Here is a 23,433-nt window from a genome sequence, read left to right on the forward strand (position 1 = left end):
TTATTTTTTAACGCCTCTTTTCCTCATTTTAGGCGCGGGTTTTTTGATTTCTTCTAATGTGTCTAAATATCCTTCTTGTTTTGCGAATTCGGTAAGATATTTTTTATCGATGTGTTTTTTATTTTTTGTCCATAAAAGACGTGCCTGGTCTAAGTGATGGGAACTTTTCCATTCGACACCAGCAATAATTCTATCCATGATGATATCTTCAACTTTAATTACCTGAACTGCGTATTCTCCCATTTTAATTAAGTTTACCTCGCTAATATGTCTAAAACCCACTTCAATAGGGGATGGAGGGAATTCTACTACAAAAGGAAAGTCGGGATGTTCAAAATGACGGTAACTGGAGGTACGTTTGAATCCCAGGCTGTTCATGACAAGATCAACAGTTTTAGAATCGTCTCCATATAAAATAGCATCGACGTCGTGAGTTGTGTACTGTGCATCGGTATAAAATTGCACAGCGGCACCCCCTACTACGGTAAGAGGTATTTTATATTTTTTAAATTCATCGGCCAAAATGGCAGCCAAGGCAATTTGTTGTTTGGCGGTTTCTAAAGAAGATATTTGTTTTAATTCCTCGGTACGACTCATAACAAACCTTTTCTTTTCATCATTTTTTCTTCGGTATAAGCGCGTGGCGTATTTTTTTTCATTTTTAAATTTTTATCTAAAGTAGCCGGTATTTTTATAGTTCTGTATTCTTTGGATAGTTCATCCCAGTCGATTACTTTGCTAATGGTTGGTGGTTGTAATGCTTTTATCTGATTTCGTTTTTCAATTAATTCTGCAATTTGTTCCCAATAAACAAATTTCTTATTCACCCGATACACACGCTGATTTCCGGATTTTGATGAAAACAAAAAACCCCAGTTTTCCATGTTAATCAGTTCGCGGTAGGTAAGTTGCGGGGCAAGGTTAAGCCTACGCGCTAGCTCGTTTACATGAACTTTTTCGTCGGGGTTTAAAACAAAATATTCCAAAACCTTTAGCCGCGTTTTAGAAGGAATTAAAAAGGTAAGGTCCATGGCGTACATATTATCATATTTTATATGATAATCATCATAAAAATTATGATAATCATAAGGTCTTTACACGCCGCGTCAAATTTGTTACTGCCTAAAAAAGAGGCAATGGCTGGGCTACGAACCTGCCGGATATAATGGAATCTACTCATCACATTGGTCTGGAGGCTTTTTTAAGCTCCTTTCGTGCCGGGGCACTCGTGGCTATCCCTCAAGGTAAAGTTATCTTTACCAATCCTGTTTTCGATCAGCTTTTTTCTCATCGTTTAGAAGAAGTCTCCTCCGACAATATAGAAAAATTTTTTGCTAGCGAAGATCTTTTGCTTAAAACCTGGAAAAATGTGTTGGACAATCGTGGCACCTACACCTTGTGGGATATCAATATTAACGTAGGTAGCAAGATCGATGAAATTCTCGGGGGCTTGCCCCCGAGTTTCATGCCGAAAAAAACAATCTCAAATTTCGGCCCTGAGGAGCCGAGTTTTTTTCGGTATAAAAAAATGGATATCGACATGGTGCCGCTTCTTGATCCTAATAGTTCAATTGAAGCAGTCTGTTTTCTTTTTTACGACCGTACTTCTATCCAGCCCTTTGAAGAACATAAAAAACGCCTCGATCGTATTGAATACTTAAAAGTAATTGCTTCGGGGCTGGCTCATGAAATTAAAAATCCGCTTTCAGGCATTAAAGGTGCGGTTCAGCTTTTAGCCCGCGAAGTAAAAGGGAATGAGGAGTTGCAAGAATATACACGCATTATTTTAGATGAAGTAACGCGTGTGGACCGGCTGATGGTGGATTTACTCCATTTTACCAAACCCAAAAAATATAAGAAGAAGAGTGTTAATATTAATCGTATTTTGCACGATTTGGCACTTATTCAAAAAACTCATTTACCCAAAAGTGTAACACTGCTTGAAGAATTTGATCCAAGTTTGCCCGAAATTAACGCCGACCCCGAAGCGTTGTCACAAGTATTTCTTAATCTGGTTAAAAATGCGGTGGAATCGTTAAACGGCCATGGTCGCGTGGTGCTTCGCTCGCGTTTTGTAACCAATTACCTGCTTAAAAAAGGGAATAAAAAACGCCAGGTGCTCAGTGTAGATGTAGAAGATACAGGATGTGGTATTGATAGCGAGGCGTTAAAACAAATTTTTGTACCGTTTTACACCAGTAAAGATTTTGGAACCGGCCTTGGATTACCCGTGTGCCATCAAATTATTGAAGAGCATGAGGGCGATATTCAGGTTCACTCTACGAAGGGGAAAGGAAGCCGTTTTACGGTTTATTTACCACTATAATAAAGAAAGTGAATTTATGGCTACATTACTTATTGCCGACGACGAAGCTAGTATCCGGACGATTTTAACCAAAGCTTTGGAAAAAGACGGGCACGAAATTTTACGCGCTAAAACAGGGCAGGAGGCTTTGGTATATTTGCAAAGTCGCCCAATTGATTTAGCGTTAGTTGATATTCGTATGCCCGAAATTACAGGGCTCGATTTATTAAAACAAACCGACAAGTTTTTGGGCAAACCCTACATCATTATTATCACCGCGCAAGACACCATGGAAAACGCCATTGAGGCTATGAAACGCGGTGCCTACGATTACATCACCAAGCCTTTTGATATTGATGAACTCTCCATTTTAGTAAATAGAGCTCTTGAAACACGCAATCTTAAAACCGAGGTTACACGTCTTAAAGCACAGGAGATAAAAGAATCCAAAACGTCGCCCACCATTGTGGGTAAAACACGCGAGATTCAGGAAATTTATAAAACCATCGGAAAAGTGGCTAATCAAGACGTGGCTGTTCTTATCGAAGGTGAATCGGGAACAGGTAAAGAGCTCATTGCCCGTGCTATTCACTATCAAGGCAGCCGCGTAGCCATGCCCTTTGTTGCTGTTAACTGCGCTGCTATCCCGGCCAATCTTTTAGAAAGTGAATTGTTTGGCGCAAAAAAAGGCGCGTTTACCGGTGCCAACGAAGACAAACAGGGGTACTTTTTACAGGCTAATAAAGGCACTCTCTTTTTAGATGAAATTGGTGACATGCCCATGGATTTGCAAGCTAAGCTCCTCCGTGTGCTTCAGCAAAAAGAAGTGCAGCGTTTGGGCGATTCTAAAGTCATTCCCATCGATGTGCGCATCATTTCGGCCACAAATGCAAACCTTACCAAAAAAGTAAAAGACGGAAAATTTAGGGAGGATTTGTATTTTCGTTTAAATGTGGTTCCCATTTTTGTGCCGCCTTTGCGTGAGCGTAAAAAAGATATTCCCTATTTGTCGCAATATTTTTTGGATAAAGCCTGTCAGGAATTTGGTTTGCCCGAAAAAGAATTTGCTGAAGACGCCTTGGATTATTTAACCGATAATCCCTGGCCTGGAAATATCCGCGAACTTGAAAACCTCATCAAGCGCGTATCGGTTTTAACCCAGCGGCCTATTATTGAAGCCGCCGATTTTAAAAAACTCTCAAAAGGTCTCGATTTGGGTACCATGCCAGGCAATTACGATGCCGAGCAGCTGGAGGCGTTTATCGAATCGCATATTCAGCTTTATCTTAAAAAGGTAAATGTAGCGCGCGAAAGGGATGTGTATAACAAATTTGTAGGCATGATGGAGAGGCCTCTTATTAGGCAAATGCTTATTAAGAAAGACGGCAACCAAATTAAGGCTGCCGAAATTTTGGGAATTAATCGCAACACACTTCGTAAAAAAATACGCGAATTAAAAATTGATTTGAGAGATTTGCTCAAGGAAAATGAGGAGTAATTTCTTATGGAGTCACCCCGGCGGACACCGCAAGGGTGCAACTTCGTGGGCCGGGGTCTAGGTTAAGAGGGACTGGATACCGGCCTCCGCCGGTATGACAGAGAGCTGCATGCAACAAATTAAGGGAATCTACGCCATCATCGACATTGGAAACACCGGGGGACACTGCCCCGTTTTGTTGGCAGAGAGCTATCTCAAACGCGGCATCAAAATTATCCAGCTGCGCTGTAAAAAAGAACCGCATGCGGTCTATTTAAAACACGCCCGTCAAATAAAGGCGCTCAAGCAAAAATATTTTTTCACGTTTATCATCAACGATAATCCTTTTTTAGCAAAACAAATAAACGCCGATGGATGTCATGTGGGGCAGGGCGATCATAGCGTAGCTTTTGTAAGGCGCCTTTTGGGGCCTCACAAAATTATTGGCAAATCCACGCATTCGCTTGCACAATTTAAAGATGCATTAGCAGAAGACACAAGCTACGTGGCTTTGGGGGCTATTTTTTCGTCGCCTACTAAAAATGATCCCTCGCATCCGGTGTTGGGGCTTGATGTCTTAAAAGAGGCGGTATCAATGTCAGAAAAACCGGTAGTGGCTATAGGGGGTATTAATGCCACCAATGCTCCAAAAGTATGGGAAACCGGTGTTTTGGCTATTGCCATGATCACGGCTTTATACCGATAAATTCATTGCGTAGGCAGCCCTTATCTTGTATTAGCCAACTCTATGTTTTCTCTCGCTAAAAAAATCTTCGGCACCAAAAATGACCGCGAATTAAAGCGTATTCGTCCTTTAGTGAATCAAGTGGCTGCTTTTGAGCCCGCACTCCAAAAATTATCGGATGCCGAACTTGCGGCTAAAACCACCGAGTTTAGAAACAAGCTCGCTCAAGGTGCCACCTTAAACGATATTATGCCCGAAGCCTTTGCCGTTTGCCGTGAAGGTGGACGACGTGTGTTGGGCATGCGGCATTTTGATGTGCAATTAATTGGTGGAGCTGTACTGCACGAAGGTAAAATTGCCGAAATGCGTACCGGTGAAGGTAAAACGCTGGTGGCTACACTTCCTTGTTATCTTAATGCGCTCTCGGGCAAAGGTGTTCATGTTGTTACCGTTAACGATTATTTGGCTAAACGCGACAGTGAATGGATGGGGCGCCTCTATAAATTTTTGGGACTGAGCGTGGGAGTAATTGTTCACGGTTTAAACGATGCCCAACGTCGTGAAGCGTATCATGCCGACATTACTTACGGTACCAACAACGAATTTGGTTTTGATTTCTTGCGCGACAACATGAAGTTTACGCTCGATACCATGGTACAGCGTGAATTTAACTACGCCATTGTGGACGAAGTGGATTCTATTTTAATCGACGAAGCCCGTACACCCCTTATTATTTCCGGCCCTGCTGAAGAATCTACCGATAAATATGTTAAAATTAATGCCATTATTCCTGGGCTAGAACAAAACAAACATTATCAAATCGACGAAAAAAGCCGCACGGCCGTACTTACCGAAGAAGGAGTGCTGGAAGTAGAAAACCGCCTGCACGTTGATAATTTGTACGATCCTAAAAATATTGAAATTTTGCATCACGTCAGCCAGGCCTTACGTGCACATACTTTGTATAAAGGCGATGTGGATTACGTGGTTAAAGACGGCAAAGTTATTATTGTAGACGAATTTACAGGTCGTCTCATGCCAGGCCGGCGTTGGAGCGATGGGCTGCACCAGGCTATAGAAGCCAAAGAACGGGTACGGATTGAAAACGAAAACCAGACGCTTGCGTCTATTACTTTTCAAAATTATTTTCGTATGTACAAAAAGCTTTCGGGTATGACGGGAACGGCCGATACTGAAGCTCCGGAGTTTGCCAAAATTTATAATCTTGAAGTTGTTGCTATTCCTACAAACCGTTCGAATGTGCGTGAAGATTTAAACGACGTTATTTATAAAAACATGAAGGCCAAGTTTAAGGCCGTGGTAGAAGATATTAAAACACTCCACGATGAAGGACGTCCCATTTTGGTGGGCACCATTGCTATTGAAAAATCGGAAATTCTGTCCGACATGCTCAAGCGCAGAGGTGTGCCCCACAATGTTTTAAATGCCAAACATCACGAAAAAGAAGCCGAAATTGTGGCACAAGCGGGGCGCTATGGTGCAGTTACCGTATCTACCAACATGGCTGGCCGCGGTACCGATATTGTGCTGGGTGGTAATGCCGAATTTTTAGCCAAGGCCGAGTTGGGACACGATGTTGATATTACAAGCGACCAATACAAAACGGTTTTGGAAAAATACAAAAAGCAGTGCGAGGCCGAACGTGCCAAGGTGGTGGAAAAGGGCGGGCTTATTATCATTGGTACCGAACGCCACGAATCGCGTCGTATCGATAACCAGCTGCGTGGCCGTGCGGGCCGCCAAGGCGATCCGGGCAGTACCCGTTTTTATGTAGCGCTTGATGACGATCTTATGCGCATTTTTGGTTCCGACCGTATTGCCAATGTAATGGAAAAACTGGGTATGGAAGAAGATGAAACCATTGAACACTCGTGGATTTCTAAGGCTATTGAAAATGCCCAAAAGAAAGTGGAAGCGCATCATTTTGACATGCGTAAAACCGTTTTGGAATACGACGACGTGATGAATCAGCAGCGCACTACAGTGTATAAAAAGCGCAAAGATATTTTATTGGGTGCCGATACACGCGATACGGTTTTAGATATGATTGACATGCTGGCTGATAGTGTATCGCAAGAATTTGGTGCGCGCGGCGGGGACGAATTTAATAAGGAAGGTTTTGAAGAAAAATTAAAAGATCAGTTTGGTTTTACTATTCCTATTGACGAACATGCGCATACCGATGCCGATAGCATAGGGCAAAAAATTTACGATACGGCTCATGCCACTTACGATGCTAAAGAAAAACAATATGGCGACACTGTGATGCGCCAGGTGGAACGTTTTTTCATGCTGCAAACGCTTGATTCACTCTGGAAAGATCATCTTTTGGCCATGGATCATTTGCGTGAGGGTATTGGACTAAGAGGTTATGGTCAAAAAGACCCGCGTTTGGAGTATAAAAAAGAGGGTTTTGCTTTATTTGAAGGAATGATGGTTCGTTTTGCCGAAGATGCCGTGCAACGTATTTTTAAAGTTCAAATTGAAAAGCAGGAAGATGTAGAAATTAAAGAAAAGAAAACAATGCCCATGAAAATGGAAAAAGCCGAAAGTGCCAGCATGGGTTCTGAAGCTGCGGCCACACTGGGCCAGGCTAGTGCAAAAAAGAAAGTTGAAACAATGGTGCGGGATATGCCAAAAGTAGGACGTAACGATGATTGCCCGTGTGGGAGTGGGAAAAAATATAAAAAGTGTCACGGAGCGTAACCCCCCTGGCCCCCCTTAATTTAAGGGGGGAATGTTCTGCTATGTTTTGGGTGGCAAGTCTTTCTCCCTTAGATTAAGGGACGAGACAGAGGTGGGTTACTCTTATTTTATGACTTTACACAACATAATCATTCCTGGTTTTCAATTTTCGGGTATTCACTGTGGTATTAAAGATGATCCCAAGAAAAAAGATCTCACTCTTATTTACTCCGAAAATCCTAAAACCTTAGTGGACGGTGTTTTTACCACCAATAAAGTTTTTGCAGCTCCTGTTACCGTGTGCCGTGAGGTGGTTAAAAAAGGTTTTGGGCAAATGGTGGTGATTAACAGCGGTGTAGCCAATGCCTGCACCGGTTCCATCGGTCTTAAAAACGCGTATCAAACTCAAAAAGAAGCCGCTCGTATTTTTGGTATGGACGCTAGCCGTGTGCTTGTTTGTTCCACCGGTAAAATTGGCGATAAATTACCCATGAAAAAGCTGATTAAAGGTTTGGGTAAATCAACCCAGCATTTGGGGCCCGGTAATTTTGTGGTGGCGGCCAAAGGCATTATGACCACCGATGAGTATCCTAAATACGCGTGGGTAAAAGGGGAGATTGGCGGCAAAAAATATGTGATTGGTGTGATGGCCAAAGGCGCCGGCATGTTGTGCCCTAATATGGCCACCATGCTGGCTTACGTGATCACTAACTTAAATTTTACTCAAGCAACTCTGCGCACTATTTTTAGACGGGCTGTGGGTCAAACGTTAAACCGCATTACTGTAGACGGCGATACCTCTACGAACGATACTGTTTTAGTAATGGCTAATGGCCTGGCGGGTAACAAAACTTTTACGGCCGATAGCGCCGCCGGGCGCAAAGTTGAAAAACAAATGACCGAGCTCTTGGATGAGATGGCGCGCAAAATTACTTTGGACGGCGAGGGCGCAACTAAATGTACAAAAGTATTTATTAACGGCGCTAAAACGGTGGCCGAGGCACGTAAAATTGCTTACTCCATTGGTAATTCTCCATTGGTAAAAACAGCCCTTTTTGGCTGCGACCCTAACTGGGGGCGCATTATGGCCGCTGTGGGATATTCAGGGGCGCATGTGGTGCAGGAAAAACTTAAAGTATCTATTGGACCGCACATGGTGGTTAAAAATGGGCAGGGTGTTATTGGACCCAGCGATAATTTTAAGGCACTTCAAAATTACATGAAGAAGCAGGATTTGGAAATTACGGTAGATGTGGGTGTGGGGAAAGCTTCTTTCTTTGTTTACATGTCCGATTTGACTTACGATTACATTAATTTGAACGCGGAGTACCATACTTAAGGGTGCGCGTCCTTCCCTCTTTTTATTTTTTCATTTTGCATAAACCTCTTTTTCATCTTACGTTTGCCTCATAACGCTTGGGCTGCGCGACCTCGCAGGCATGTGAAAGACATTTTTTGTTTGCCTGATGATAGCAGGGCGGTTTAAACACAAAATGAAAAAATAAAAAGAGAGAAGAACGCTTTTTTATTTTGGGTGGGCGAGATTTTTTTATGCGTGTTTTTTTGGTTCCAACCTTATTTGATAATTACACTTATTTGATAGTGGATGAAAAGACGCGCGAGTGTGTGATTGTGGATTGCCCCGAAGTAGATCCTGTTCTTAAAAAAATAAAAGACGAAAATTTAAAACCAGTAGCTATCTGGTGCACGCATCATCATCCCGATCATGTGGCGGGGAATGAGGAGTTACTGTTGCAGTTTGATATTCCTGTTTACGGAAGTTTATACGATTTTAATAAGGGGAGAGTTCCCAGGCAGACACATGCTTTAAAAGAAGGTGATGTTGTCTGTGTAGGGGCGCATGGCAGTGCGCCCTCTTTGCAGTTTCGTGTTTTGGATATTCCTGCTCACACATTGGGCCATATTGCATTTTATGGGCATGGAGCGCTTTTTTGTGGTGATACACTTTTTGCCTGTGGGTGCGGGCGTTTATTTGAGGGGACGCCTGGGCTGATGTATGCTGCTTTAAATAAACTCAAAAATTTGCCCGATAATACCTTGGTTTATTGCGGGCATGAGTATACCGAAAAAAATATGCAGTTTGCTTTGGAATTAGAGCCGGGGAATGTGCTTCTTCAAAAGGCTATTGCTCATAAAACCAAAGTTCCAACCACTATAGCCAGTGAGAAAAAATTGAATCCCTTCATGCGCTGGGATGATCATTTATTCACCTCTAAACTGAAGGCTCAGGGCTATGGTGGTAGTGCTCCAGAGGAGTTTGTGGGGTGGCTTAGAACTAAAAAAGACCATTGGTGAGTATAGGATTAATGGTTGATATTTACAAAAAATTGGCATAGCCAAAAAGAATATGATTATTGGACTTACCGGAAAAAACGGCGCAGGCAAGGGTGAATTAGCAAATATATTACAAAAGTGGGGTTTTATTTATCACTCCCTGTCCGATGTGATTCGTGACGATATTAAAGCTCGCGGCCTTCAAATATCGCGTGATACACTGATTGAAACCGGTAATCGTTTACGTGTAGAAGGCGGGGCCTCTGTTTTAGCCGATAAAATTTTTAACAAGCTCGATCCCGAAAAAAATTATGTGATTGATTCCATCCGGAATCCTGCCGAAGTGCATAGCTTAAAACGCCGTGTTGATTTTTGCCTTATCCGTGTATCGGCTCCCGAAGAAGTACGTTTTGAACGGATGAAAGCGCGTGGCCGTGAAAATGACCCTACCAATTTAGAAGCCTTTAAAAAACTTGAAAAGGCCGAAGCGGAAAGTGCCGATCCGTTAAAACAGCAACTCAATCAAACCATTGCTCTTGCCGATCATGATATTGTGAACGATACCACGCTTGCTCAGTTAGAAGATCGTTTGCGTATTCTTATTCAAGACCTTTCAAAAAAAAACACACGCCCTAGCTGGGACGAATATTTCATGAACATTGCCAAGGTTGTGGCACTGCGCAGTAATTGCGTTAAACGCAAAGTGGCGGCGGTGATTGTGCGCGACAAACGTGTGATTTCTACCGGCTATAACGGCACTCCGCGCGGGATAACTAATTGCAACGAAGGCGGATGCCCGCGCTGTAATTCTTTTGGTAATTCTGGAGCTAATTTAGATGAATGTTTGTGCTCGCATGCCGAAGAAAACGCGATAGTGCAATCGGCGTATCATGGCATGCAAATTAAAGAATCTACGCTCTATACAACATTTTCGCCCTGCCTCATGTGCACCAAGATGATCATCAATTCGGGAATTAAAGAAGTAGTGTATAATGCCAAATACCCCATGGGTGATTTGCCGCTTAAGCTTTTGTCTGCGGCGTATATTCAGGTGCGCAAGGCTTAGTATCCGTTTATTGGCGTTAGGGGATACTAAAATAGAAAGTGACATTTTCCGCATTAGCACCTTCTACAGAAAACATTACGCGGTAACCTCCTGAAGGTAATGCATCAAACGAAGCCCGGTAAATGCCGGTATCTTCATCTGATATATCATCGCTATAATTGATGTTGTTTATGCCATCAGTAGCATATAAACCCAGTCCATATGCATCCATGGCTAAATCATGTTGAGCAACGAGGTTGTTTACTGTAGTGCCATCGTAAGCGTCACTGTAGGTTACCACAATATTACTACACGAACCAATGGCAGGAGCTAAAGCTGCCGAAGTACCAGTGATAATAGAATTACCGTCGCAAGTGACGGAGTCCACAGTAATGTTATTCTCGCCACCACCACCACCTTCCGTTGTGATATCTACAGGTGTATGACTTCCGGCATCGGTTATGCGAATGACAGGTAGTGTAGGATTTAAATTCACTGCGGCTTGTGTAGTAACAACAACACAGGTATCAGGATCCAGAGTTCCAACACCGCTATTAATAATTTCACAACTGTAAGGTGCTTCTCCACCACTGATGTTTTCGAGAGCGCTATAAAAGTAAGGGCCTACATCATTGACAATAGCTGTGAAAGAATCATTCCCATTTTCAGATAAGGCAATATCGGTATAAGGTGTGGCGTGTGAAGTTGTACTGATATCACGTGTAGTAACCTGTGTGGAACCATTGAGTGAAAACAAAAGGGCATAAGTAAGATGGTTGCCATGTGTTTTACTGGTAACAGGGTAGTAACCAGGACCATCGGAATAACAGTCGTCATTTAAAGCGTTGGTTGTGATTGTTGAATAATCGCTTGGCAGTGGGCATACATCAATAATGGATGTGGCTATATCGGAACTGCCGCTTGTGTTTTTTGATAAAACCAGAAAAGAGCCGTTAATGGCCATGTCAAAACGGCTGATATCGTAACTGGTGTAATCGAGCACTTTTGTTTCCTGATAATATAAATTGCCCTCACTGATATAAAACCCCCCTAAAAGACTGTTATTTCTGAGATTTGATATCTCTGTTGATGTAGAGAAGAGGTTATCATCAAAATATGTCATATCGGTTCCAACAGGTGTTCCCAAATCCGAAAGAGGTATAGCCAAAGACCCTGAATGGAAGTTATAGCTTGTACCATCCAAGCCAATATAGCTGATAAGTATCTGGGTGCTGCTAATTTCCTTGATCACATCATGATCATAAGTTGTGTCGTCATCAAACAGGCTTACACTGGTAGCTGTTGATAATACATAAGCGGTAAGGACATAGCGATTTTCGGAATTGAGTTTGCTGTACACCACATGATGCCCCTTGGGATCCATGGAGAATACGGAATCATCACCAATGCTCAGCGACAGGTTTGTGGAAAGGGCGGTTCCATTCCAATACGAAACGATGTTGTCATCGCCTACCAATAAAATTTTGGAGGCATATTCGCTATAAGCCGTGCGGTTAACCAGAGAAGAAGTGGTGGTGAGTTGAGCAATATAACCATCACTCACTCGTTGTGTGATGATGGCATTGTCTCCATCGGTGTTAACAGCAGGATAAAACAATTTCAGTTCGTCATCGGAGTTAATAAAACCAAAAGGTTTTCCGGTGCCACTGACATTTGCAAATAAATTATTTACGTTAGAGCGTACAACAGTCACATAATAACCATCCAGGCCATCCGGGTTATGCTGAATTACAAGAGTAGTAGGCATACCGGCTGTAATATCATTGGCAATGGCTGAGGCACTGGTGAGAACAAAAGAGATGGGCGTTGTGGCGCCTGTTCCCTCTGCAATGTTACTTTCGTTTATCACGTAACGGTAGGTGCAGTCATCATCGGCATCAAAGAGGCTGTCGGCTGTGTTGCCTACGTAGGCTACTGCATTGTAATTGCAGGAGCCGTCTTGTGACACAAAACTGATGGTAAACGTGTCGCTATCAAAGGTGACGTCTTTTACTCCTGGAATAATATCCTTGGCCAGAATAATGGGTAAGTCTACGGGGCCTTCGGTTAAGTTGCCTCCCAATACGCTACCGCCGCCCCCTGCACTGCCACATGCTGTAAGAAAACTTAAAGCCAACACTAAAGCGAAGATAAATTTTGTGCGGATGGAAGCCATTGGAGAAATCCTTTGTTATTTAAAAATACCCATTCCCCTAGGTCTATCTAAGAGTGCAATCTTTGTACCTCTATGGATAAAAAATGAGCCTATATAAGAGTATGAAATTACGGATATTTTTCAGGGATAAGTTAAAAAAGGCAAAGGAACAGGGTAAAAAAATACCTCAAACAGAGTGGTTTTTGGAAGATTTTACCTCTCAAAATAAAACACTACCGCCTTGGTTTTATGCCAGGGCGGTAGTGTGAATAACCCTCTTATTAAAGATACTCAAAAAACATCGAACGGCTGGTATTAGTGATATCAAACTCGATATTGCCGATAGCATCTTCTCCAATAGGAAGATGATCGTCATCCGGTCCCCAGACAATTTCGTAACATTTATTTTCTGTAATTTGGTCCAGCGGATCGGTAACAACGATTAATCCGGCATCAGCATATCCGGAAGACTGGCCTTCGGTATAGGTTAAGTTTAAGGCCCCGCCAATGTGACTGCCATCACCACAATTAACTTCGTAAATTGGAATATAAGCACTGCTAACGGTACCATCCACCCAACCCGTGAGAGTAGCGCTTGTGGTAATTCCTAAGCGAATATCATCAATTCCGGGATTAGTCATGAATCCTGATATTCTTTCTGCAATGGTATCGCAGTTCACAACTGAACCACACAGCAAGTTATCGTTACCGGCACCGCCTTCAAAACGGAATCCGTTAAGCGTATAAGTGGGAGCTTCCAGTTCAAAGAATATGTTGTAGCCATCCGTTCCATCAAAGGTTACATCGGTACTGTTGCGTTTGGCAACGGGAGCATTAGTTCCACCAGCACCGCCCCAAACAATTTTATAGCAGCCATATTCAAATGAATCGCCACCATTGCTGATGTTGATTTGATTAACACGCCCCGGGGTATCGCCTTCTTCAGTATAAGTTAAATCAAGAGGCCCGGCTATTTCCGTTCCGTCGGAACAGCTAATTTGATAAACAGGGATATGGGCACTGTTAACGGTAGAGGCATCCCAATCGGTTAATCCGGCGGGATCTGTGGTCCCAACCCGAATCTCATCAATACCACCAAAATAGGAGAATTGTTCTCTTTCGGCAAAGATATCGCAAGCTCCAACTGTAGGGCAATTGCCGGCTACGCCCCCTCCAGTGGTATCAAAGTTTATTTCCATTAATTCGTAGATATCGTTTCCACCGCCACCACCACCACCGCCGCCACCACCACCACCACTGCTAATAGCAAAATCTTTGGTAACGGTGTTACCGGCACAGTCGGTAGCTTGTACGCTAAAGGTTGTTTCGGTTGACGGTGCTACCGCATAACCCGTTACTAAATCTACCGTGCCATCGGTAGAAGTGGTTTCTGTATAAGTACGCGGCCAGCAACCGCCGGTAAATTTGTCGGATACGTTAAAGACGTCACTTGGGTTATAATTTGTGGAAGCATCTTCGTTGAGGGCAATGGCCGTGTATTGTGCGGTTAAACCATCTGTAATATGTAAATCTCTTTTGGCAACTTCGGGTGTGTCGCCTACGTTACTGATGTAGGCAATTTTTAATTCATCGTCTACGCCCGAGTTGGCAAAAATGGGTGTGTAACCTTTGTCAAAATAAACAGGATCACTACCATGGGTAATGTTGTAATACCCTATAATAGAATCGGCATGAGTTGTATCGGCATCGGCTGTTGTTTTGGTGCCGGGCTGGGCGGCAAATACCAAATAACCTATGCGGGCAATAGATAAATCGAAAGAAGTAATGGTGTAGTTAGTTGGAGGACTTACTATAACGGTTAAGCCTTCTTGATCAAGATAGCAAATACCATAACGGTCGCTTCCTACATCACACAAAGCTACCCCTCCTCGTTCAACGCCACGGGCGTTTAAAATAGTATTGGAGTCTTGATAAAAATCTTCCCCTTGAGCATCACCTGCACCGGCAATGGGGCGGCTCATATCGAGGTAAGCAAAATAATAAGTATTTGATCTTTTGCCTACGGCAAATACACCCGATTGATTCATGAAGGCCATGGTGGTGATACCGCCGCTAAAAGTATAATTGGTTAAGTCGGCAGCAATGGGAATGTACGAAAAATCGGATGCATCAATCAGGCTTACATAGTTATTGGTAGTAATGGCTATCTTATGTCCCGACTCTTCGAAACTGATAATGGAATCATCACCAATGGTTACCGAAAGATCATGCTTTGCCAAAGTGGTGCCGTCAAAAAAGTAGAAGTTATTGGAGTTGTCTAACATAGCCACTTTGCCATTGGCCGATTGAAAGCGATTAATACGCGATAAAATGGGGTTAGAATCGGGATCATCAACTCTAATTTCGTAGTTATCCGAGTAACGACGGGCCAGTAAAGATTCATCATCATTAACGGTGGTGGCGGCATACAAAATGGCTGTTTCTGGGCCGGTGTCTTCATCTATTGTTACTTTTTGAATGGAAATGGGGATGTAGGCTTGATCTGTTTTGCGCAAATTGTAAGCGTTGGTAGCGTACTGCGTAAAAATGTAATCATCTTCAATTAAAGGATTGGTATTAAGACTTACTTTTACATAGGCCGGTTCGCCAATATCTCCATTAGCACCATCATCAATAGCAATGGCAAAAGGAATATCTAGATATTCGGTGGGAACATTGTAGGTAAAATTACAGGGATTGTTACCATCGGTTTCGGCTACCGCTACGGCATCACCATCCACATAAATATTGGCCAAATGACAGGCATCGTCGTTGGCATTAAAATCGATGTGTCCAACAGCTCCGTTAACATCTACTGATGGAGTAAAGGTAAGATTTTTGATACCGGCATTGGAATCTTTAGCCAAAGGCACATCCAAACTGATGGGGCCGTCTCCCGTAAAAGAACCGGTATTAAGCCCTCCGCCCGAAGAGCCTCCGGCAGCGCCTCCGCAAGCGGTAAGAGTAGCAAAAGAAAGAATCATGGTTATTACAAGTAATTTTTTAAGGATGGAAAAAGTCATAGATGATACTCTATTAAGGTTAATGTTTCCTGTTTTGCCCACCCCCATATGGTGCAAAATTGGTACCCAAAACTTCTAAAATAGGGGGCTTTTATAAGCGTTTAAGTTCTTTAGTGTTTTCTTCTGATTTTGTTTTTTAAGGTGTTTAAACAAGAATTGGGGTAGGTACAAAATAACCTCATAAAAATCTAAAATTGGCAGTTTTTGCCTCTTAAAATGAAACAAAGCCGCCCCGGTATTTATCCCAAGACGGCTTTATTCTTAACCCTCTTATTAATAATATCTAAAGAACATCGAGCGCGTATTGGTGCTGTCTTCATCAAACACTACACTGCCGTTGGCATCGGTAGCCATAGGGATATGGTCATCATCCGGGCCCCATACCACTTGTAGCAACCCACACCAAAGGTGTTGCAGCCCGCCGTCGCTCTATTACAGATCTGTATCATTAAACTGGAAATACAAGTCATCTGCTCCAAGGATATATTGCCCAAAACGAATACATCGATTATCGCCTGTTCCAGTCCATTCTACAATTTCTGTATAATCATCATCCGGGCTGAGAATGCCATTGACTCCCTCGTAAGCATCTACAGCTCCATTGGCTCGTGATTGAAAGGCTTTTGTAATATCAATGGTGTAGGTGTTGCCATCAATGGTGATTGCATCGGCGGTCACACTGTTATCGTGTCCGTTCATCCATTCGTCATTACCACTGCCTAAAGCAATATCAACAGGGTCGACCCATGGATTCCAGATTCCGTAAGTGCCTCCAGGTTGGTAGATTTCTCCTAAGGTGCATTGAGTTCCATTTTCATAATAAAACTTGTTCGTGAAATCAGATTGGTCGATGGTTTGGTTGTAGACAAAGCTGATGGTTTCGATACTGGATGCCGATATAAGTGGTGCAATTTGAGAGTTAGTTATTTCATCGGCTTCAAAATATAGGCCACTCAAGTTATCGACATCTCCATTAAAATAAGCGGCAATAAAGGTATCGTTGCTATCACCACCGCCGTTTTCTTGCCCTTCGCCACCTTCTTCAACACTGATGGATTGGTAGCTCACTTCGGTTCCGCTACAGTCGGTGGCTTTAATGACCACAGAGGCAGCTGATCCAGGGGCAACGTAATAGCCAGTTACGGCATTAATGGTTCCTTTGCTGCGGTCATCATCCACTATGCTGTAAGTCCGTGGCCAACAGCCGCCTGAAAATTCTCTCCACATATTGGCAGAATCGCCAAAGTCGATGGTGTCAAATGTATTGCGAGCAGCTAACGTGCTGTAGCTGGAAGAAAGACCCAAATCCTTAACTGCAACCTGAGGATACTCGGTACTAGAGCTGCTATGATATTGGAGATAGGCAATAGTATCGGCATCGTTAACAGAAGTTTTTGCAAATAAAGGAGACCAGCCTGGGCCTACATAGGCTGCATCTTCTCCGATTTCTTGAATAAAAATTTGAGAACGAGTGTTATCGCTATCGCCTGCAGGGCGGATTGCATAAATAAAACGGTTTCTCTCCAGTGAAGTGTCAAAAGAAGTTATGGTGTATCCATCGGGAGGGTCGATGATGCTGGTGTTTTCGATCATGCAGATTCCAAAGATGCTATTGCCATCACCATCTTCGCTTCTAAAGCAACGATAAGCCCCAGTAGTTTGGCCAGAATAATCAAACGCCTTTGCGTTGGAAATATTGCTGGTTGATCCATAAAACATATCGAAGCTAGCGTCACCATTTCCAGCGGCAGAGGTTCCAAAATCACCAAAAATGAAATTATAGTTAGATCCTGTATCATGCGATACCAGGAAAACGGCTGCTTGATTGACAAGTACTAGACTTGTTACTTCATCAGCATCAATGGTAGTTAAGTCTGTTGCCAAATCAAAATTACTACCTTCTTGCATATCGCGCATGGATACATACATTGTATCAAGCGATTCATTCTGGCGGCTGTAAGTTAAATAACGTCCATATTCATCCATGTCTAAAATGGAGTCATTTGTAATACCTTCTAAAGAAAAGCTGCTGATTGATGTTCCATTATAATAATAGGTATTATTGTCTTCATCGATAGCTACCAATTTTGTGCCATCGTTTGACATTTTAAAACGATCTATGTTGGCAGATAATGTAGTTCCCTCAGAAGTATTTAGAACGTCGTAGTCTTTGTCTACAAGCGTGACTGTTTTAATGATAACTTCATTTGCACTATTGCGCGTGCCAAATACTACTTTTAAACTGTCGCCTGTTCCTGTAAATCCGAAGGGAATTTCACCGCGTACGTTAGCTTGAAGATTGCTGGAGTTAGAGGCAAATTCTGTCATGGTGTATCCGCCACCCAATTCATCTGGAACAGAATCTATACGCACAATTGTATATAAGCCGGTATTGGCGTTATCCTGACATGCCTCAGTTGCATCTTGATAAATGGCAAATGCTAGAGGAACACCTATCAAATTTTCATGAATTGCGTAGGAATAACAGCTATCAAAACTATCACCTGAATGATCTTCTATTCCATCGCTTGAAATACAACTACCTGTGTCACCATTATAAGCTCCGGCAAGTAATGAGCAACCACCACTAGATGAATTAAAAGTTACTGTACCAATATAATCATCAGACGATGCTCCAGCAGGAAGTAGACTTTCATTAACATCTGGTATAAAGGTGACATCTTTTACATCAGAATCGATGTCCTTTGCAGAACTGATGGGTATGTCCACAGGACCATTTTCAAATCCTGGTAGTTCGGAGCCAGGGGCCGAAGAGCCTCCAGCACTTCCAGAACAACCGCCACAGCCTGTTCCCAATAAGGAAAAGCCCAATAGAATAGTTAGAAGAATTTTTTTATGGATGGAAAAAAGCATAAGTCGGTATCCTTTATAAGTATAAAATTGTGCCTTAACACCCTCCGATTCCCCCGGTACTGGTTTATAGAAGCAAATTGCGTACACTTTTGACGAAAAAAAGGGATTATTTTAAAGGCTTAAAATTAATGGTTTTTTCTAGGTTTGAGGTAAAAACTGACCCGTTAAGTTATTTTAGTGGGGTGTATTTTTACCTTTTTATGTTGCTGTTTTGGCATTTTTTGCCGATCAAAATGAGAGTTAAAATTATGCGTATGTGCGGGAGGTGCCCAGGTGTGTAGGGAAAAATCTTATTTTTAAAAACCTGCCGCTAGTTGAAAACCATACATACGCGATTCTTTCTGGTGAGTTTTTTCTCCCACTTCACGTCCATAGGTGGCGAGATTAAATTTGAAATATTTAAAATCCATTCCAAATCCACCTGTAATATATCCTTGGTTGGTGCCAATACGGACCGACATAGATTTAATTGCTTTGGAAATATCTGGCCAGCTTACTTCGTAGCCAGCATGAAGTTTTGTGATAATGTCGGTGCGACGTTCCAGATCGGTAAAATCAACTGCTAAAGCTGTTTTTAGCTTCCAGTAGTTAGGATGCAGGGCAAAACCGGCTGTTGTAGATTCTTTAAGACGACCTACGTCATCTCCTACAAAAAAACGGGTATCTCCAATATTTTGTACGGTAACAGCAAAAGTAGGATCTAAATATTGCCAGGCCTTACCCTTAATGAAGGGCATTTTGGCCTTTATGCCAATATCGCCGCCAATGCCAAAACCAAAACGTTCCAAATCGAGAGCATTTCCAAATCCGCCGCTGTTAATAATATCGCGTGCGGTAATATTATCGTCTATTAAATGACGTCCTATAAACTTAAGAGAAGCCCCCACCTTTAAGGCATCTTCAAAAAAACTATAGGAAGAACCCACTTGCAAACCAAAATGACTAATAGCTTCAAATTGAATGGTGCTGGTTACAGGATTCACCACATAAACCGATGTACGATTATCATAAAATAGAGAAGCCGCTAAAAATTTATGCATAAAAGTAGCAATAGAGCCGTGGGCTGCAACTTCTTCAAAACGTCCTGTATGCAAGTTTGAAAAACGGTCAAAAATGCGTACTTGTTCGGCATCATTGCCGTCGGCATCACCCAAGTCACCGGCTAATCCCACCAGGTTTGACGATAAAAAAGGAATACCTTTGTACGAAAATTCAAGCGATGGTAATAAAAACTGCATGTGCACCTTTTTTTCATAATCGTTGATGGCGGCTGGATTATAAAAAAGTGCATTTTCATCAGTGCCATCCATGGCAATGAATGCACCGCCCATGCTGGTGGGGCGAATTCCCTGCATAATGCGTGGTGAGTGTCTCAAAGCCATGTTTTGAGCATAAGTAATAAAAGAAAAACTCATCAAAATTATTAAAAAGAAAATTTTAAAAAAAAGTTTCATACAACATCCTTCATAAAGTAGTGTCGTTATTGATGCAGTCGGTAACATCCGGTGTTTGACTATCCGGATCGAGCTGACTGCAATTTACAATGTCGGCAGTAAGTAAAGTTGTATCGAAAGTTTCAGGATTATCCGATAACTGACAGCCTACCAGAGCCTGAAATTCCTCTTGTGTAAATCCTTCACCCGCTGAAATTGGTTCTAAGATGCAGTACGTTTGTCTGATTTCTTCAATAAAGCTTTCTCCTTCGCTAATACCACTATTCACAAGCAAGGTATCAAAATCGATTAAATCTTCCTGCGCTAAAATGCGGGCATCATCTGAAATAAGTGTGACGTCAAAAGTAGCAAAATAATCCGATTCATAAATGCCTAACAAAAAATGCTCTGCAGCTTTCAGCATCCCCAAATTAAAAGCGGCATCGGCCAAATCCGATTCTTCGGGTAAAGAGCTTTCGGTAATACCAGATAGGTTCTCTAGGGTTTCAATAGCCAAACGCAAATCAGATAAATCGGCATCTTCGGGAAGTGTATCAGTAACAAGTTGAAAATTGGTTTCATCCGAGCTGTCTAAATCGAGCAAGGCAACGGCTAACGCTGTAAAATCGATGCCGCTTCGTCCAGCGTAGGCCGATGCTAAAAGACTGGTAGCCTCAATATGCCCCGGGTCATCCTCTAGAACATTTTGAGCGCACGTTATGGCCTCATCAAAATTGCTGTTGTTTATTTCGCTTCGAGCGCATTCCAAGTTGGATGCAATATTAGTGGCGCAGCTCGAACAGAATATTAAAAATAGCAGAGCCGTGGTTTTTTTCCACATGGCTTCCCCCTTTATTGAAATAGAGATACATAAAAATTGTACGGGACATTGGGAGAGCTGACAAATCTTAAATTATTATTTCTTATTTTTTTTTATAGCCTGAGTGATGCGTTTTTTGACGATTTGGTTAATTTTTTGACGCCTGGGGGATGATTTTTTGCCTAAACGTTCTTCCAAAAATTTTTCAATGCGCAAATTGATGAGTTCGGGTTGTTCTACAAGGGCTACGTGGCTCCCTTTTTTAACAATAAAAAGTTCCGATCGGGGAATAAGATGGTGCATTTTTTTAGAAACCCACAACGGTGTAAAATTATCGTCTTCGGCACCCATAATAAGTGTTGGCACTGTTATTTTTTTAAGGCTGTCTTCGGCATCGTGATGTTGTAAACTTTTGGTTAAGCTTGATAAAAAAACCGGATCAACATTAATAATGTGATCGATGTATTGCTCCATTATTTTTTTATCTACCAAATAAGGTTTCATCACATTAAGAGCGCCACCCACCTGAAACCAAAGCGGGTTTTTCATCATAAGCCGGCCCAACAGTTTGGCAATTTTTGGAAATGTGTGGTTAAAGTGGTAAATAACTTCAAACACATATTTGGAAGCCGGAAAATCCATGAAAGTATCAATGGGTTTAGCAAAGGTCCCAAAACAAGGAATTAAAGCGTCGCAATATTGTTTGTAGCGTGAGTAAAACTCAAATAAAATTTGAACGCCCATGCTGTGGCCTACGAGTGTTGCTTTTTTAACCCCCAGGGCATCAAACACGCATTTTAAATCGGCCACTAAGCTTTCAATAGTATGATTTTCTTTTTTAGCCGGGTTTTCCGATTTCCCGTGTCCACGATAATCGAAGGTGATAACACGATAGTGACGCTTAAAATAATTTTCGATGTAGTGAAAATAAAAAGTGGAGCAGCCCAAACCGTTGCAACAAACAATGGGATGCCCGCTGCCTACAGAACGGTACCAAATTTTAGTGCCATCAAAGCTTGTGGCGTAGCCTTCTTCGGTTTGAATGAGTTCCGAAAGTTTGGCCATTTTAGAATGAGTTTTGTGTTTAGTAACGGCCATATTAAGTTTCCATATCCTTTGTTATTGTGGGTTTAGGAGGAAGTGTTTGTCCCTCGGCAGGGCCATAACGCACAAGATTCATTTTTTCGTGTATTTTGTCGATAGCAGGCACGTTACCCGTTTCCACATAAATAAGCTCTAAATTTTTAAGTGAGGTCATGATATCGGGATGATTGATGAGTCCATAATTTTGTTCGGCAATGGCCAAGGCTCTTTTTACCAAGCCCTCGGCTAAGCCAAATTGGCCCTGCAAAAAGTAGAGCCCCGAAAAATTATTGAGCACTCGCGGTATTTGTGGGTGTGATGGACCTAAAACTTTTTCCAAACCGGCCAGTGCTTTTTGATAAATGGGTTCGGCCTCTTTATATTTCCCCTGAACTTTATAGACAGACGCTAAATTGATCTGGCTTAAATAAACATCGGCGCTTTTGTCGCCTTCTTTTTTAATATAAAGGGCAATTCCTTTATTAAGGGCAATAGTAGCTTCGTCGAAGCGTCGCAAATTTTTAAAAAGAAGTCCCTGATTGTTATAAACCTGGGCTAAAAAGAGAGCGTTGTCGTTTTCTTTTTTAGATAACACACTGATGGCCTGTGCATATTGTGTTTCGGCTTCGCTGGCATTGCCCTCTAAGCGCGCTACATCGGCCAAATTAGCATGCACACGGGCTAAAATTTCGCTGTCGGTACTTACGCCGGTTAATAAGTTTTGTGCTTCGGTTAAATTGATTTTGGCCTTTGCGGTGTCTTCAATATCCAAATAATTAAGAGCTAAATTGTTGTAGCGCACCGCAATATTTTCTTTAGTGGCGCCGGGGCGTGTTTTTTCAAGCTCTAAGGCCTTTATATAATGAGCTTCGGCCTCGGGGTATTTTCCCAAATGACGTTCCAGTTCGGCTACATTGTTATAGGCTTTTGCCAAGTTTTCATCGGTAGCCGGAAAAATTTTAATAGCATTGTCTAGAGCGCTAAGAGCTATGGTGAGTGCGCTGTCAAATTTGCCTTTATCGGTTAAATCTTCAAATTGTTTGGTGAGTTTTTTATATTCGGAATCATCCGCGGCATGAAGCGGAAGGGATGAAATAAGAAGTAAAACAAAAAAAATCTTCTTCATAAAAAAATAGGGGCCCCAAAGGGGCCCCTAGGTGTTACATAAAAATTACAGCTTGCCTACTAACATGAAGGCAATAACGAAAGAGAGGAGCACGAGAGATTCGATAAGAGCCAAACCCAAGATCATGGGAGTTTGTACTTTCGATTGTGCACCAGGATTACGAGCAATACCTTCCAAAGCAGCCGAAGCAGCTTTGCCTTGGCCTAAAGCGCCACCTAAAGCACCTAAGCCCATAGAAATGGCGGCGCCAATAGCAATTAAACCGGCGCTGTCGCTAGAAGCGGCTTTAGCGGTTTCTTCGGCCATAGCCAAGCCAACAATGCCAAACTGAGCTACAATTAAACTCAAAATGCTGAGCAGTTTTTTCATACGTTTCTCCAAATAAAATGTTTCTATACGCCGGAAT

18 protein-coding genes are annotated in these 23,433 nt (G+C 42.3%); 8 read left to right on the forward strand and 10 right to left on the reverse strand.

The genetic code is table 11. The features are described 5' to 3' along the window. Both K1X76_05505 and K1X76_05510 read right to left on the reverse strand, forming a co-directional pair. A complete protein-coding gene (locus tag K1X76_05505) occupies window positions 1–597 on the reverse strand; it encodes a hypothetical protein (GenBank protein MBX7148522.1) in 597 nt (198 codons plus the stop codon). Further along, window positions 594–1,040, reverse strand: coding sequence for a winged helix-turn-helix domain-containing protein (locus K1X76_05510; GenBank protein MBX7148523.1), 447 nt, complete (start codon window positions 1,038–1,040; stop codon window positions 594–596). The genes K1X76_05505 and K1X76_05510 overlap by 4 nt, the downstream gene beginning before the upstream one ends. A 125-nt stretch (window positions 1,041–1,165) precedes the next feature. On the opposite strand from K1X76_05510, the gene K1X76_05515 reads away from it, so the two are divergent. The 7 genes from K1X76_05515 to K1X76_05545 all read left to right on the forward strand — a co-directional run bounded on the left by K1X76_05515 (window position 1,166) and on the right by K1X76_05545 (window position 10,534). Further along, window positions 1,166–2,326: a hypothetical protein gene (locus K1X76_05515; GenBank protein MBX7148524.1), complete on the forward strand. Its 1,161-nt coding sequence runs from the start codon at window positions 1,166–1,168 to the stop codon at window positions 2,324–2,326. Window positions 2,327–2,342: 16 nt separating this feature from the next. Further along, window positions 2,343–3,803 carry a sigma-54 dependent transcriptional regulator gene (locus K1X76_05520; protein ID MBX7148525.1) on the forward strand — a complete coding sequence of 487 codons (1,461 nt, stop codon included), beginning with the start codon at window positions 2,343–2,345 and terminating at the stop codon, window positions 3,801–3,803. Window positions 3,804–3,912: 109 nt separating this feature from the next. After that, on the forward strand, window positions 3,913–4,488 hold the full coding sequence (gene thiE, locus K1X76_05525; GenBank protein MBX7148526.1) for a thiamine phosphate synthase: 576 nt from the start codon (window positions 3,913–3,915) through the stop codon (window positions 4,486–4,488). A gap of 42 nt (window positions 4,489–4,530) precedes the next feature. Continuing rightward, complete coding sequence (gene secA, locus K1X76_05530; GenBank protein MBX7148527.1) at window positions 4,531–7,194, forward strand: preprotein translocase subunit SecA; 2,664 nt, start codon at window positions 4,531–4,533, stop codon at window positions 7,192–7,194. Between the two features lie 109 nt (window positions 7,195–7,303). Further along, the gene (gene argJ, locus K1X76_05535; GenBank protein MBX7148528.1) at window positions 7,304–8,512 is read left to right on the forward strand and encodes a bifunctional glutamate N-acetyltransferase/amino-acid acetyltransferase ArgJ; all 1,209 of its coding nucleotides are present in this window, start codon (window positions 7,304–7,306) and stop codon (window positions 8,510–8,512) included. Between the two features lie 212 nt (window positions 8,513–8,724). Then, window positions 8,725–9,489 (forward strand): hydroxyacylglutathione hydrolase, encoded by a 765-nt coding sequence (gloB, locus tag K1X76_05540; GenBank protein ID MBX7148529.1) that lies wholly within the window; start codon window positions 8,725–8,727, stop codon window positions 9,487–9,489. Window positions 9,490–9,886: 397 nt separating this feature from the next. Beyond that, window positions 9,887–10,534 carry a hypothetical protein gene (locus tag K1X76_05545; protein ID MBX7148530.1) on the forward strand — a complete coding sequence of 216 codons (648 nt, stop codon included), beginning with the start codon at window positions 9,887–9,889 and terminating at the stop codon, window positions 10,532–10,534. 16 nt (window positions 10,535–10,550) lie between these two features. Here the strand turns inward: K1X76_05545 and K1X76_05550 are convergent, their stop codons facing one another. The 3 genes from K1X76_05550 to K1X76_05560 all read right to left on the reverse strand — a co-directional run bounded on the left by K1X76_05550 (window position 10,551) and on the right by K1X76_05560 (window position 18,064). Further along, entirely contained in the window at window positions 10,551–12,689 is a 2,139-nt protein-coding gene (locus tag K1X76_05550) for a hypothetical protein (GenBank protein ID MBX7148531.1), read from the reverse strand. 260 nt (window positions 12,690–12,949) lie between these two features. After that, window positions 12,950–15,691, reverse strand: a complete 2,742-nt coding sequence (locus K1X76_05555) for a hypothetical protein (GenBank protein MBX7148532.1) — start codon at window positions 15,689–15,691, stop codon at window positions 12,950–12,952. A 432-nt stretch (window positions 15,692–16,123) separates the two neighbouring features. Continuing rightward, window positions 16,124–18,064: a hypothetical protein gene (locus K1X76_05560; GenBank protein MBX7148533.1), complete on the reverse strand. Its 1,941-nt coding sequence runs from the start codon at window positions 18,062–18,064 to the stop codon at window positions 16,124–16,126. Between the two features lie 349 nt (window positions 18,065–18,413). Between K1X76_05560 and K1X76_05565 the strand changes: the two genes are divergently transcribed. Then, window positions 18,414–18,584: a hypothetical protein gene (locus K1X76_05565; GenBank protein MBX7148534.1), complete on the forward strand. Its 171-nt coding sequence runs from the start codon at window positions 18,414–18,416 to the stop codon at window positions 18,582–18,584. A 277-nt stretch (window positions 18,585–18,861) separates the two neighbouring features. On the opposite strand, the gene K1X76_05570 is transcribed toward K1X76_05565, so the two are convergent. The 5 genes from K1X76_05570 to atpE all read right to left on the reverse strand — a co-directional run bounded on the left by K1X76_05570 (window position 18,862) and on the right by atpE (window position 23,396). Then, window positions 18,862–20,019: a hypothetical protein gene (locus tag K1X76_05570; protein MBX7148535.1), complete on the reverse strand. Its 1,158-nt coding sequence runs from the start codon at window positions 20,017–20,019 to the stop codon at window positions 18,862–18,864. 10 nt (window positions 20,020–20,029) lie between these two features. Beyond that, window positions 20,030–20,839 carry a hypothetical protein gene (locus K1X76_05575; protein ID MBX7148536.1) on the reverse strand — a complete coding sequence of 270 codons (810 nt, stop codon included), beginning with the start codon at window positions 20,837–20,839 and terminating at the stop codon, window positions 20,030–20,032. A gap of 75 nt (window positions 20,840–20,914) precedes the next feature. Further along, window positions 20,915–21,916: an alpha/beta hydrolase gene (locus K1X76_05580; GenBank protein ID MBX7148537.1), complete on the reverse strand. Its 1,002-nt coding sequence runs from the start codon at window positions 21,914–21,916 to the stop codon at window positions 20,915–20,917. Window position 21,917: 1 nt separating this feature from the next. Beyond that, entirely contained in the window at window positions 21,918–23,027 is a 1,110-nt protein-coding gene (locus K1X76_05585) for a tetratricopeptide repeat protein (GenBank protein ID MBX7148538.1), read from the reverse strand. A 45-nt stretch (window positions 23,028–23,072) separates the two neighbouring features. After that, on the reverse strand, window positions 23,073–23,396 hold the full coding sequence (gene atpE, locus K1X76_05590) for an ATP synthase F0 subunit C (GenBank protein MBX7148539.1): 324 nt from the start codon (window positions 23,394–23,396) through the stop codon (window positions 23,073–23,075). Window positions 23,397–23,433: the final 37 nt, after the last annotated feature.

The sequence above is a fragment of the bacterium genome, from assembly GCA_019695305.1.
Taxonomy (GTDB): Bacteria; UBA10199; UBA10199; order UBA10199; family JAIBAG01; genus JAIBAG01.